This is a genomic window from Hoyosella rhizosphaerae, from assembly GCF_014643175.1.
Lineage (GTDB): Bacteria > Actinomycetota > Actinomycetes > Mycobacteriales > Mycobacteriaceae > Lolliginicoccus > Lolliginicoccus rhizosphaerae.
The window spans coordinates 1,515,378-1,528,378 of sequence record NZ_BMJH01000001.1 but is presented as its reverse complement, the minus strand read 5'-3'; the positions used below and the strand labels follow the sequence as shown (position 1 = coordinate 1,528,378).

The following is a 13,001-nucleotide window of genomic DNA, read 5'->3' as shown; positions in this document are numbered from 1 at the left end:
AAGTGGCCACGGTAAACATGCACCCTCGATACTTTTCCATATGCATGTGACCTCCATATGACAGCGGCGTTGAGTTGCAGCCTGAACGTCACCCCTGTGCAATATCTCTTCACTACATTTGAAGGTATGGCGGCCGTGAAAGTAATCCGAAATGCGCATATTGTCACCATGGATGCGCTGAAACGAGAATTTGACGGCAGCGTTGTCTTTGAAGGAAACCGCATTATTGCGGTAGGCGAAGAACCCGACGACCTCCCGGAGAAAGCCACCATCATCGATGGGCGTGGTTGCGTACTCACACCAGGGCTCGTTAACACCCATCACCACCTGTACCAGTGGATTACCAGGGGCTTAGCTGCAGACTTCGAGCTATTCCATTGGCTCGTCACCCTATATCCCAAGTGGAAAGACCTCACCAAAGACACGGTCTACACAGCCGCTATCGCTTCGCTGTCGCGGCTCGCCGCCACCGGCTGTACCACCACCGCAGACCATCACTACGTTTTTCCACCAACCGGGGACCGTGGCAAACGCGCCGACATGCTCGGCAGTGAGATCACCGCAGCCGCCGCAGTGGGTTTGCGGTTTCACCCCACCAGAGGCTCAATGGACCTTGGCCGCTCGAACGGAGGCCTGCCGCCAGACCAGCTGGTTGAGCCGCTGCGAGACATCCTCACAGACAGCGAAAAAGCACTCACGGAGTGGCACGATGCTTCCCCTGGATCGATGCTCCGTATCGGCTTGGCGCCATGCTCTCCGTTCTCTGCCAGTGCTGACCTCATGCGCGAGACCGCATCCCTTGCCCGTGACTACGGCGCCCGGTTACACACTCACCTAGCCGAAACGCAGCAAGAAGTGGAGTTCTGCCACCAGAATCTCGGCGGCAGCCCCCTCGACTACGTGGCTGAACTTGGCTGGACAGGTCCCGATGTGTGGTTCGCCCACGCCGTCCACCTCGAAGACCGGGAAATCGAACTTCTCGCCGCAACCCGGACGGCCGTGGCGCACTGCCCAACCTCAAACGCCCGACTTGGAGCGGGAATCGCCCGGCTCCGCGACATGGTGCGGGCCGGAGTCACCGTTGGCCTCGGGGTTGATGGTGCTGCAAGCAACGAAGGAACCTCTCTTATCGAGGAAGTCCGCCATGCACTGCTTTTTGCTCGCGCCCGAGACGGCGCTGAAGCTCTCACCGCACGGCAGGCTCTCGAACTTGCCACCATCGGCGGCGCCAAAGTCCTCGGACGAGCTAACGACATCGGATCCATCGAGGTAGGCAAACTGGCCGACCTTGCTCTGTGGCGGCTCGACACCCTCCCACACACCGGAATCGCCGACCCCGTAGTCGCACTCGTCATGGGATCAGCACCGCCACTCGAGCGTCTGTTCGTTGACGGGCGCGCGATTGTGGAAAACGACCACGTCGTCACTGTCGACGTCGAGAAGGCCGCAAAGGTAGTGCTCACGGCTCAACTCGTGATGGCACGAGGGCACGGCGGATAGGAACACCACCCGTGGATCTACACACAATCGATCACATCCTGTCGCCGCGCACTCGCACCGACATCCCAGTTGATGCCGCCGCCATCCTCGCCGGCGGAACCTGGATTTACTCCGAACCCCAACCCGCGATCAATCGACTGATCGACATCACCGCACTCAAGTGGGACCCCCTCACCATCACCGAGCACGGCCTGGATATCGCCGCCACCTGCACCATCGAACAACTCATATCGGCGGATTACCCTGCAGAATGGGGTGCAACCAAGATGTTTCGTCAGTGTGCCGACGCCCTCGCAGCTTCAATCAAGGTCTGGAACACCGCCACCGTCGGCGGCAACATCTGTCTCGCCCTCCCTGCCGGTTCCATGATCGCCCTCGCAGCAGCACTCGAGGGCACGCTTACAATCTGGCGGCCAGACGGCAGTGACCGCACCACCACCATCACGGAATTTGTCACCGGACCACAGCAAACAACCCTGCAGCCGGGGGAAATTCTGCGCTCAGTGCACTTGCCTGCCGCTGCCTTGCGCCAACATGTCGTCTTTCGCCGCATCTCCCAGGCCCCGCAAGGAAGATCGGGGGCGCTTCTCATCGGGCGCGCCACCGAAACCGGATACGTCCTCGCCATCACCGCCGCCACCGATCGACCCATCCTCATCGGCCTTGGCAGTCCTGGAGCCACACAACCCGCCGTCAACGGGATTCCCCAGCAACGCTGGTACACCGACCCACACGGTGAAGCTGATTGGCGCCAACACGTCACCACCCTGCTCGCTCAGGACATCATCGCCGAACTTGCAAAGGACTAACCATGCACGTCAACGGCCACGACATCACCACAGTGCCCCGACCTGGCCAATGCCTACGCACCTACCTACGTGAGCACGAGCACTACGACGTCAAGAAGGGATGCGACAGCGGGGACTGCGGCGCCTGCACCGTCCACATAGATGGAAAGCCACACCACTCGTGCATCGTCCCGGCACACCACGTAGTTGACGCGACGATCACCACCCCCGCAGGACTGGGCCAGCCCGGAAACCTGCACCCCAGCCAACAAGCTTTCCGCGATGCCATGGGCTTCCAATGCGGGTACTGCACCCCCGGCATGGTCATGACCGCCGCCGCACTCACCGCCGAACAACAATCAGACCTACCCCGCGCGATGAAAGGCAACCTCTGCCGCTGCACCGGCTACCGTTCCATCCGGGACGCCCTCACCGGTCAATCCGTCGCGGCCGATACGGTGCTACCACCAGCCGCCGACCGCGTTGTCACCGGCAATGAGCCCTACACCCTCGACACCACCATCCCAGGTCTCCTGCATCTCGCCATAGTTGCTAGCCCACACGCGCACGCGCGCATCGACCGCATCGACACCACTACAGCGCAGACAATGCCGGGCGTCATCGCCATCCTCACTCACGCAGACAGCCCGAATACGCGATACTCCACCGCACGCCACCACCACTACACCGACGACCCGGATGACACCCGAATCCTCGACACCACCGTGAGATTCGTCGGGCAACGAGTCGCCGCAGTCATCGCCGAGACCCCACGAGAAGCCCACCGCGCAGCCGCCGCAATCACTGTTGAGTACACGCTTCTAGACGCAGTGCATGACCCAGAACGCGCCACCGAGGCAGACGCGCTGCACCCAGACGTTAGCCCGAACAACATCGTCGCCGAACTGCACGGCGAAACCGGCAGCATCACACACGGACTCCAAGCAGCACAGGACGCCAACGGAGCCGTAGTTCGTGGAACGTGGCGCACCGCCCGCGTCCAAAACGTCCACATGGAAACCCACGCCACCATCGGCTGGACCGACGACGACGGCAGGCTTGTGCTGCGCACCAGCAGTCAGGTTCCCTTCCTCGTGCGCGACGAACTCGCCCGCATCCTCGCAATGCCCCGCGAACAGATCCGCGTCCACACCGCCCGCGTCGGCGGCGGATTCGGTGGCAAGCAAGAAATGTTCACCGAAGACATCGTCGCCCTCGCAGTGCTCCGCACAGGACGACCCGTCCAGTACGAATTCGCCCGCTCCGACGAGTTTGACCGTGCCGCCCACCGGCACCCCATGAGAATCGACGTCACTGTAGCGGCAAATCCAGAAGGTCAACTCACCGCACTCGCCGTTGACGTTCTCTCCGACGCTGGCGCCTACGGCAACCACACACCAGGTGTGATGTTCCACGGATGCAGCGAATCCGTCGCCCAATACCGGTGCGCAAACAAACGAGTCGACGCCCGTGCCGTCTACACAAACAACCCACCCTCCGGTGCCTTCCGTGGCTACGGACTCGGCCAACTCATGTTCGCTATCGAACAAGCACTCGACGAACTAGCCCACAAGCTCGGCATCTCACCATTCGACCTCCGTCGCCGCAACGTCGTGGTTCCCGGCGATAACTTCGTCGACGCCGCGCCCCACGACGACGACCTCACCTTCGGTAGCTACGGCCTCGACCAATGCATAGACCTAGCCGAAGAAGCTCTCCTGCGCGGGCGCACGGCGGGCGTGCAGGCTGCGACTTACGAAAAAGTGGGGGAGGGCATGGCTGTGGCCATGATTGCCACCATCCCACCCCGAGGACACATCGCCGACGCTGTAGTCACCCTCGAGCGTGACGCCACCATCACCGTGCGCGTTGGAACAGCCGAGTTCGGCAACGGCACCACCACCGTCCACGCCCAACTCGCCGCCCAAGCCCTCGGCATCGACCCCTCTGAGGTCCGCATCATCCAATCAGACACCGACGCTGTCGAGCATGACACCGGTGCGTTCGGTTCCGCCGGGACCGTCGTGGCGGGCAAAGCTGTGCATGCGGCCGCCACAGTGCTGGCCCGCCGCATCGCGCAGCTAGGCGGTGATTTTGGCGAAGTTGCAGCAGCACACGGCCCCCTCACCGAGCATGCGCGCCAAGACGGCTCACCGCGCTCCGTCGCCTTCAACGTCCACGCCTTCCGGGTAGCCGTTGACCCCCGCACCGGCATCGTCCGAATACTCCAATCAGTGCATGCCGCCGATGCCGGAACAGTGCTGAACCCCGAGCAATGCCGGGGACAAATTGAGGGCGGTATCGCCCAGGGAATCGGTTCCGCGCTGTGGGAAGAAGTTCCCACTGTAGGGGGAGCCAATACGGTCAATACGCTGCGCAACTACCACATTCCGCAGCTAGCAGACATCCCCGAAACCGAGATCTACTTCGCCGACACCTACGACCAGCTCGGACCGCTTGGGGCGAAATCCATGAGCGAATCCCCCTACAACCCCGTCGCGCCCGCCCTCGCGAACGCTATCCGAGACGCAACCGGAGTGCGCCTGTACGAGCAACCCATGACGCCAGTGCGTGTGTGGCGTGCGCTGCGCTAGGACTGGGTTGGTGGTTAGGGTTTGACGGTTAGGGCTTGGTGGTTAGGGTTTGACGCTCCCACTTTGTGCGTTTGCTCCCACTTTTTCACGGTAAAAGCGGGAGCGTTTGAACAAAGTGGGAGCGTGCGCATCGGGGCTCGATCCGCGTACCCCTGGCAGACATACAGGCTTCGTAACAGCCCGACACAAACCGACTCGAAAGTGTCAGACTTCGGTGGCACAGTGTTTCTAGTGCGCGGTGCGGCCGTGAGGTGCGGGCAATGAGTGCGGAAGGCGATGCTGTGAGCGATGCGATTGTGGCCGAGGGATTGGTAAAGACGTATGGGTCTTTGCGTGCCCTTGACGGGTTGAACTTATCGGTTCCGGAAGGAACTGTGATGGGGTTGCTTGGACCGAACGGCGCAGGTAAAACGACTGCGGTTCGGGTGTTGACGACGTTGTTGGTGCCAGATGAGGGTCGGGCTACGGTGTCAGGGCTCGATGTTGTCAATGATGCGGCGGCATTGCGTTCGGGCATTGGCGCTTCGGGGCAGTACGCGGCTGTCGATGAGCACTTGACGGGCTTTGAAAATCTCGAGATGGTGGGGCGCTTGTACCACCTCGGCCGGAAACGGGCGAAAGCGCGTGCGCGCGAGTTGTTGGAGCGTTTTGACCTGACCGATGCCGGATATCGACCGGTCAAGGGGTACTCGGGTGGGATGCGGCGCCGCCTTGACCTTGCTGGTGCGTTGGTTGCTGACCCTCCGGTGTTGTTTCTGGATGAGCCGACGACCGGTCTTGATCCCCGAGCGCGTTTGGGACTGTGGGAGGTGATCAGCGAACTTGTCGCCGGTGGAACAACCCTGTTGCTGACTACGCAGTATCTAGAGGAGGCCGACCGGCTGGCCGACAAGATTGCCGTGATCGACCACGGAAAGGTGATCGCAGAGGGGACTGCTGACGAACTGAAGGATCAAATCGGCGGGGAACGCGTCGAACTCGCCATCCCGGATGACAGTGAGTGGTCCGTGGCGAATACGGCGTTGAACTCGTATGCACCGGGCCAAGTCCGTGCTGACCGAGCCACTGGAAAGCTCAGTGTGGGAGTTACCGGTGGGGCATCGGCGCTGGTGGAAGTTATTGGTGTCCTGAAGGACAACGGGGTGACGTTGCGGGATGTTGGTTTGCGTCGACCCACGTTGGATGATGTTTTTCTGACTTTGACGGGCCATGAGGCCGGAAGCGAGTCGGGTGCGGATGAGGGTGAAGGGGCACAGCAGTGAGTGCGTTGACTTATGCCATTAGTGATGGCGTCACTATTACCAAGCGAAATCTGATCAAGATCAGGCGCGTTCCAGACTTGATCGTTTTCACCGCCTTGTCTCCGATCATGTTCGTGCTTGTTTTTGCGTACATCTTCGGCTCAGTAATTGATCTGCCTGGTATTTCCTACCGCGAGTTTCTGATTGCAGGAATTTTCACCCAGACCGTAATTTTCGGATCAACATGGACTGGTTTGGGCATGGCTGAGGACATGCAGAAAGGCATCATTGATAGGTTCCGGTCACTTCCGATGTCCCCATCGGCGGTGCTTGTCGGGCGCACCACCAGTGATGTGTTCATTAACGTGATTAGCCTGTTCGTGATGTCGCTTACCGGCTTGCTAGTGGGTTGGCGAATCAATACGTCGTTCTTTGAGGCACTCGCCGGTTTCCTCATCCTGTTGTTCTTCGCTTATGCACTGTCGTGGGTGATGGCTGTAGTGGGTCTGTGGATTCGCACTCCGGAGGTGTTCAACAACGCCTCATTCATCGTGATCTTTCCCATTACCTTCATCGCCAACACATTTGTACCGAGCGATAACTTCCCCACAGCGTTGCGGCATGTGGCGGAATGGAACCCCGTTTCTGCCGTGACGCAAGCGACGCGAGAATTATTTGGCAACACCCACCCGGCGATGCCTGCTCCCGAAGCGTGGCCGCTGCAAAACCCAGTGTTGGCAAGCCTCGGATGGACGGTTGTCATCTTGGTGATTTTTGTGCCACTAGCAATCCATCGCTACAAGAAAGCGGTGAGCCGATGAGTGAAGCGTTCGACCCACGCCGGGAAATCGACAGGCAGGTTGACGTTCTTCGTGCCGCGACAGGGGTGGCAGACCTGGTTGTGCCCGCGGACATTGCCGAGCGCCTCCTTGCCAATTACTCGTCGGAACTGGTTCAACCTACTAGGGCGCGAGTGCCGTTTGTACTTGTTCCCAGCAAGAGCATCGCCACACCCTCGACGTTGATCGCCCACGTCCGTTTGGGAAAAAACGCGGGATTCGTCTCACCTGACACCGCGGACATTGATGAATTCACCCCCATCGACGACGTGGTCGTGCCTGACGGGGACATCTACGCCATTTGTGATGTTGACCGTGGCGATGACACACGGAACTGGACGCCCGACGAAGCAATGGCGTCGTTCGAGAAGGATCACCGCAGTCCCCTCACAATTAATGAGGGGCTTGCGTTCCTGCTTCAGTTCCCGGCCTCGCTGGAGAAAAACCATTGCCTTCAGACCCCTGCGTCACGGTGTGGCGATCGCAGGGTCCCGGGGCTATGGATTAGTAAACGTGCGCCGAAGTTGGGGTTTTGCTGGGCAGGTAACCGGCACACCTGGTTGGGTATTGCCTCGTGCGCATCACGTTTAGGCACAGAAAATCGAGGCACAGAAAATTGAGGTGCAGTACCTAGCAATACCCCTGCGACGCCTAGTTGAACAACCAGCGAACCGTTACGCGGACTTCCACATTTTCTGTGCCAGGTTCGAGCGGCACAGAGCCTTCGGCGCGTTGCAGCATATCGTCAGCTTGGAAAGGCTGAGGGGTAGGCGCTAGTTCTTCCACAATGCTGACAACGTCGCCGAGGTCGCGCCCTGCGAGACCGGCATACTGATCGGCGCTCTGTCGTGCGTCCTCGAATGCACGTTCCCGTGCTTGCCGGATGAGGTCCGCATTGTCTTCGAGTGAAAACCCAACGCTGTTGACCACAGCGTCATTGCCTCCGGTGCGGCCGAGTGCGTCCAAGATGGAACTTGCACTATCAAGATCTCGGATCTTGATAGTGAGTCGGTTGGTGACTTCGTACCCGGAAATCGAGCGCGACCGCGTACCTTCGTCGAACTCGAACCGTGGATTGATGGAGAACTGCTCTGTCTGAATGTCTTCGTCGGCGACGCCACCGTCGCGGGCGGTATCGATAAGCCGTTGCGCCACCTCATTGGCCGCATCGAGACCTTCCTCGACAGAGTCCCGCAGCACCATCGCCGCGACAGTTGCCCGCAAGGTGTCAGGGGTGCCCGACACAGTCCCAGTGCCGCTCATGGTGATTCCTGCAGACTCCCCGGACTGGTCCGCGCTGCTCCCAGCGGTGCACCCTGCCGTTGCTAGTGCCCCAACGAGCACAAGCGACAGGGCAGCGGTACTGCGTGCGACGTGACTTCTCAAGCGGTTCATCGTGATCCCTTCCCCGCAACGATGATGTTGCCACTTAGCGTACGCATGCGCGCGCCCACCCGGTGGAAGAAAAGGCGACACCGATGTCACGGTGCAGGATGAACGGTGTGCCAGTGGTTCGCAATGTCGATGCGTCGGGTGATCCAGACTTTGTCGTAGCTTTGGATGTGGTCGAGGAAGCGTTCGATGGCTGCGGCTCGCGATGGGCGTCCGGCGATTCTGCAATGCAATCCAACGGACATCATGGCGGGGCGCCCTGCGAGTCCTTCACGGTAGAGCACGTCGAAACTGTCGCGGAGATGCGCGTAGAACTGTTCCCCGTTGGCGAACCCTGCGGGGGACGAGAACCGCATGTCGTTGGTTTCTAAGGTGTAAGGAACGACTAGGTGTGACGATCCTGTGGGGGTGGGTACCCAGTAGGGGAGGTCGTCAGCGTACGAGTCGGAGTCGTAGATGAAGCCACCATGCTCCATTACAAGTGCTCGGGTGTTGGGTGAGTCGCGCCCGGTGTACCACCCTTGCGGCGCTGATCCGGTGATGCCCCGCAGTATTTCTACGGCTTCATGCATGTGTTCCCGCTCGGTTTCACGGGAAACATTCTGGTAGCTGATCCAGCGGAGCCCGTGACAGGCGATTTCGTGACCAAGCTCAGTGAATGCCGCAGCGGCTTCGGGGTTGCGTTGCAGTGCCCGTGCTACGGCGAAGATGGTGAGTGGCAGTGATCGTTGCTCGAAGATTCGCAGCAGACGCCATACGCCTGCTCGTGAGCCGTATTCATAGAGTGATTCCATGCTCATGTGACGAGCGGGGAATGCTTCCGCTGGAACAATATCGGAGAGGAAAGTCTCTGATGCGGCATCACCGTCGAGAACATTGTTCTCAGCGCCTTCTTCGTAATTAAGAACGAACTGGACGGCGATTCGCGCGTCGTCTGGCCACTGCGGGTGTGGAGGACGGGAGCCATAGCCGACGAAATCACGCGGAGATGTCATTCGTCGCCGCCTTGCAAAACTCGATGCCCTTCGGCGGTGAGTTGGCCCCACACGCGGAGTCGGCTCATGCCGCCATCTGGGTAGATGTCGAGCCTGACATCGGTGACTTGTTCAGACGCGACGACGGGGAATCGGTGGCGAGTGTCCGGCCTTAGCGGAGTCTGGGGAAGGATTTCGTGCCACGCACCCGAACCGTTCCTGCCTTGGACTCTGCCACTTCCGGGTGAGTTGTAGAGGAAGCACGTCGTGTCAAGTTCGACCATGCTGATCGTGCCGGGTGCGGCGAGTTTGACCTCAACCCAGTCATTGTGTGCTTCCCAGGATTCGCTCCCGAATCGGCGTCGCGCGGTTTCCCACCCGTCACCCATACTACGAGCGAACCCTGGCATGAGCAGGTTGTTAGGGGAGCTGTAGAAGAAGTTTGAACAGTCCGTCACATATGCGCCGTTCTCCACTGCTGCAAGGTCGAGTGGGCCAGCAGCGAGCAATGCTGGATCGGGTTTTGCGTAACCGTGCACTCGCAGGCGAGCTACACCGCCGTCGGGGTGCATGGAGAGCCGCACATGGGTGAATCGGGCGCGGTTACTGACGTCGAACTTGTTCGGTAGGTTCCCGTCCACCCGTGTTTGCGGAACGAGCGTTTCCCACTCCGCGGCGTCGTTAATGGTGTTTGGGTCGGGGTATCCGGCTACGTTTGTGCCTTCTACCGAAACTTCTGGGGGATAGTTGCCCACGAACCAGGAGGTGTCGACGATGACGCCGTGAATGATCCCGGGTGTGCCTAGTCGGATGATGGCGTGATCAGAGCCGGGCGCTCTCCGTCGTCGTGTTTCCCAGCCGTCGTATACCTGGCCTTTGTGGCCGAATGTTGCTGGCGAATGGCCTGGTACGCCGCTGCGGATGAGGTTTTCTTTTTCGGCAAACGATTCGTCGTTGGCCCAGATGACCGAACCTCCGAGGGCTCGTGCTGCGAGGTCGGGCAGTTGTGTGAAGTCGCGAGGTTGGGTCACATTGTCAAAGTACTGGTCACACGTTGCCGTTGTGTGAAATCTCAGCGGCTGGTGTTCGGGATTACTCTTGCTGCGAGTTCGGTTAGTACGGCGGGCGTGCATTCGGGGTGTTGCGCAGTGATGTCGTGGTCGCCGTATGCGCCGCAGTGGAGTCCGCGAAGAACCACGGTTGCAAGCGCTTGGGCCGTTGCCGGTTCGTCCATAACGTCGCCGGATCGATTCTTGAGGTAGGTTGCGATCCGGGGGAGAGCAACGTGTAGTGACGTGTCAAAGAATACGAATGTGGCGAGCCATCGCGTGACGAGGTGGCCGGGGTGCATGTCCCATCCTTGGTAGTAGCCCCGGGAGAGTGACCGCATGACTAGGTCATAGTGGGTTTTGAGGGCCGCGGATCGTTGTTGTGGGCTGCCGGTGGGAACAATGTTGGTGGATCCGTCGCACACCCACACTCCTGTTTGAGCGGCTGCGGCGAGCATGACGGCTTTTGCGTGATCGGCGACGGGGTGGTCAAGCGACTGGTGTTGCGGTGCTATTCCACACGCGGCGCTGTAGTCGAATGTGCCGTAGTGAAGTCCGGTAAGGCGGGTACCCCCCAGTTCGATGGCTTCTGGGATGGGGGTTGTGCCGTCGACGCCGACGACCGCCTGGGGTGATTCGATTTGAAGTTCGAACTTCAAAGCCCCCTCGACGAGTCCGTGGGCGCGTTCGAAGTGCTCACACACGGTGTTTACGGCCTGGACCTGGGTGGGGTGCCGCAGTTTCGGAATTGTCATCACGAAGCCCGGAGGCGGACCACCGGCTGCGTCAAATACGAGTTCGAGGGTGCGCATTGCGCGTCCGCGCTCGTGTGGAGCTAGCCCTTTGGGGCGAATACCACACGACTGGGGTTGTTTCCCTGTCGCAGCTAGTAAGTTTCCGACCTCGCGCGCATGCGAATCTTCTTCGGCGTCGCTGCGCCACCCGTAGCCGTCTTCGAAGTCGTAACGAATATCGGCGATGGGGTTTTCGCGCAGTCGTTGTTCGGACCTGGCCACGGCCTGAGGGGAGGCAAGTGCGACGAGTTCGGTGCGGTGCGCGTCGAGAAGGGAAAGCGCTGCAGTTCGCCAGTGATCGATGGTCTGCTCATTGGCGTCAGCCGCACTGACGTACACGGTGTGCGGCGGTTGGTGAAGTCGACTCACCGATGGAAAGCGCTCCTGCAGCAGTTCGTCTACAGGGGCGAGGATCGTTGTGAGGCGGCTTAGCAGTTCCGACATCATTTGATCATGGCACCTGAAGCAGTTTCTGGCTGATGTGCGGCGACTAAGAGGGCGGTGTTTGTCTCAAGTCTATGCGCCCGTTGAGTGCGCCCGAGTTCACGCCAACCGAGTACGGCGATGGTCGTGAGGGTGACGATCAACATTGTTCCCGGAAATGCTGATCGCACGAGCAGCACGAGTTCAGCATCAGGCGGTAGCAGCATGAAAGTGCCTATTGCGTAGAACCTGCCAGACGGTTGTGTTGGATCAGTGAAGACCTGTACCCAACACAGCACCGGAAGTGCGACAAGAACCGGTGCGGACCACACCCACAGTCGTTGCGACAGCACTGCATAATGGCAGAGCGCGATGATGAGGGGGACGAACCACACCCAGTGGTGCCCCCAGGAGAACGGCGACACCATGGAAGCGGTGAGACCTGCGAGAGTGATCGCAAGCAGGTGTTGATCAGCGCGATGAGCTAGCCAGATGGCGACAAGTGCAAGGACGAGCACCGCGAGGGTGACGATTCCGACGATCGCTTTCGGTGGTTCTGTGGTGTTAAAAATCTGTGCCAACACTCCAGTTATTGATTGGTTTGCTGGGGCATTAATTTGACCGATGCGCTCGGATTCGAAAAGGGTTCCACGCCAGAAAGTCCAGGAGTCGCGGGGAATTACCGCAGCCGCGACGACGATCGTTCCTAGCAGCGCGACAATCGAAACGTAAAGGGTGCGCCATTGGCGGGTGAGCGCCAAATATACGAAGAAGAATCCGGGCGTGAGCTTGATCCCGGCGGCAATACCCACGCCAATGCCCCGCAGGAGTCCTCCCTGCGGGCGGGTGAGATCCCAGACAATGAGCAGCATCAGAAAGATGTTGATCTGCCCGTACCACAGCGTCGTGCGCACTGGTTCGAGGACGGTGGCAATGATGGTCATTGGCACGGCCGCCAGCAGCAAAGACTGACCGATGCGGTAACCCAGGGATTTCCAGCACAGCACGACCGTGGCGTAGAGCGCCGCGACAGTGGCGACGGTCCAGAGGATCTGCAGCACTGTTTGATCCATTAAGGCCAGGCCAGTGAATAAAAGCGCCGAGAACGGCGGGTAGGTGAATGGCATCGGGCCATAAACCGGTCCGGCGTAGAGTGTTCGATTTTCAAGTACTGCTAGCCCACCTGCTGCGTAAACATTGACGTCCAGCATGTTGTTGAAAAGGCCCCAATGTTGCGCACCAAAGGGCACGACAAAAATGTGGAAAAGCACAGCGCCAACCGCGCCCACGAGTAGGGCGCCATGTGCCCACGTGGGCGGACAAAAGTTGCGAGTGCGTAGCTGTGCGGGGCGCGCGTGCATGTGGTGCCTCCCCTTCTCCCGTGCGCGTACTGTTAGCACGAACATA

General features: G+C 60.0%; 11 protein-coding genes. 6 read left to right on the top strand and 5 right to left on the bottom strand.

The genetic code is table 11. The annotated features are described in order from the left end of the window. The first annotated feature begins 126 nt into the window (after positions 1 to 126). From IEW73_RS06990 to IEW73_RS06965, 6 genes are all read left to right on the top strand, one after another. The gene (locus IEW73_RS06990; RefSeq protein WP_188671975.1) at positions 127 to 1,500 is read left to right on the top strand and encodes an 8-oxoguanine deaminase; all 1,374 of its coding nucleotides are present in this window, start codon (positions 127 to 129) and stop codon (positions 1,498 to 1,500) included. An 11-nt stretch (positions 1,501 to 1,511) separates the two neighbouring features. After that, positions 1,512 to 2,309, top strand: a complete 798-nt coding sequence (locus tag IEW73_RS06985) for an FAD binding domain-containing protein (protein WP_188671972.1) — start codon at positions 1,512 to 1,514, stop codon at positions 2,307 to 2,309. Positions 2,310 to 2,311: 2 nt separating this feature from the next. Continuing rightward, positions 2,312 to 4,882 (top strand): molybdopterin-dependent oxidoreductase, encoded by a 2,571-nt coding sequence (locus IEW73_RS06980; protein ID WP_188671969.1) that lies wholly within the window; start codon positions 2,312 to 2,314, stop codon positions 4,880 to 4,882. A gap of 281 nt (positions 4,883 to 5,163) precedes the next feature. Further along, positions 5,164 to 6,144 carry an ATP-binding cassette domain-containing protein gene (locus IEW73_RS06975; protein ID WP_188673090.1) on the top strand — a complete coding sequence of 327 codons (981 nt, stop codon included), beginning with the start codon at positions 5,164 to 5,166 and terminating at the stop codon, positions 6,142 to 6,144. Continuing rightward, complete coding sequence (locus IEW73_RS06970; protein WP_188671965.1) at positions 6,141 to 6,944, top strand: ABC transporter permease; 804 nt, start codon at positions 6,141 to 6,143, stop codon at positions 6,942 to 6,944. The genes IEW73_RS06975 and IEW73_RS06970 overlap by 4 nt, the downstream gene beginning before the upstream one ends. After that, positions 6,941 to 7,582, top strand: coding sequence for a DUF5701 family protein (locus IEW73_RS06965; protein WP_188671961.1), 642 nt, complete (start codon positions 6,941 to 6,943; stop codon positions 7,580 to 7,582). The genes IEW73_RS06970 and IEW73_RS06965 overlap by 4 nt, the downstream gene beginning before the upstream one ends. Before the next feature lie 31 nt (positions 7,583 to 7,613). Here IEW73_RS06965 and IEW73_RS06960 read toward each other — a convergent pair whose 3' ends face one another. The 5 genes from IEW73_RS06960 to IEW73_RS06940 all read right to left on the bottom strand — a co-directional run bounded on the left by IEW73_RS06960 (position 7,614) and on the right by IEW73_RS06940 (position 12,955). Further along, positions 7,614 to 8,357, bottom strand: a complete 744-nt coding sequence (locus tag IEW73_RS06960) for an SIMPL domain-containing protein (protein WP_188671958.1) — start codon at positions 8,355 to 8,357, stop codon at positions 7,614 to 7,616. An 86-nt stretch (positions 8,358 to 8,443) separates the two neighbouring features. Continuing rightward, a complete protein-coding gene (gene puuE / locus IEW73_RS06955; RefSeq protein ID WP_188671953.1) occupies positions 8,444 to 9,349 on the bottom strand; it encodes an allantoinase PuuE in 906 nt (301 codons plus the stop codon). Then, positions 9,346 to 10,359: an allantoicase gene (gene alc / locus IEW73_RS06950; RefSeq protein ID WP_229675806.1), complete on the bottom strand. Its 1,014-nt coding sequence runs from the start codon at positions 10,357 to 10,359 to the stop codon at positions 9,346 to 9,348. The genes puuE and alc overlap by 4 nt, the downstream gene beginning before the upstream one ends. Before the next feature lie 41 nt (positions 10,360 to 10,400). Continuing rightward, positions 10,401 to 11,618: a DUF6986 family protein gene (locus IEW73_RS06945; RefSeq protein WP_188671947.1), complete on the bottom strand. Its 1,218-nt coding sequence runs from the start codon at positions 11,616 to 11,618 to the stop codon at positions 10,401 to 10,403. After that, a complete protein-coding gene (locus IEW73_RS06940) occupies positions 11,615 to 12,955 on the bottom strand; it encodes a glycosyltransferase 87 family protein (protein ID WP_188671944.1) in 1,341 nt (446 codons plus the stop codon). The genes IEW73_RS06945 and IEW73_RS06940 overlap by 4 nt, the downstream gene beginning before the upstream one ends. Positions 12,956 to 13,001 lie beyond the last annotated feature (46 nt).

Bases quoted from the DNA above. Each gene is read 5' to 3' on its own strand.
- IEW73_RS06940 (WP_188671944.1), bottom strand. From the start codon at position 12,955: ATGCACGCGCGCCCCGCACAGCTACGCACTCGCAACTTTTGTCCGCCC.
- IEW73_RS06980 (WP_188671969.1), top strand. From the start codon at position 2,312: ATGCACGTCAACGGCCACGACATCACCACAGTGCCCCGACCTGGCCAA.
- IEW73_RS06990 (WP_188671975.1), top strand. From the start codon at position 127: ATGGCGGCCGTGAAAGTAATCCGAAATGCGCATATTGTCACCATGGAT.
- IEW73_RS06945 (WP_188671947.1), bottom strand. From the start codon at position 11,618: ATGATGTCGGAACTGCTAAGCCGCCTCACAACGATCCTCGCCCCTGTA.
- puuE (WP_188671953.1), bottom strand. From the start codon at position 9,349: ATGACATCTCCGCGTGATTTCGTCGGCTATGGCTCCCGTCCTCCACAC.
- IEW73_RS06960 (WP_188671958.1), bottom strand. From the start codon at position 8,357: ATGAACCGCTTGAGAAGTCACGTCGCACGCAGTACCGCTGCCCTGTCG.
- IEW73_RS06965 (WP_188671961.1), top strand. From the start codon at position 6,941: ATGAGTGAAGCGTTCGACCCACGCCGGGAAATCGACAGGCAGGTTGAC.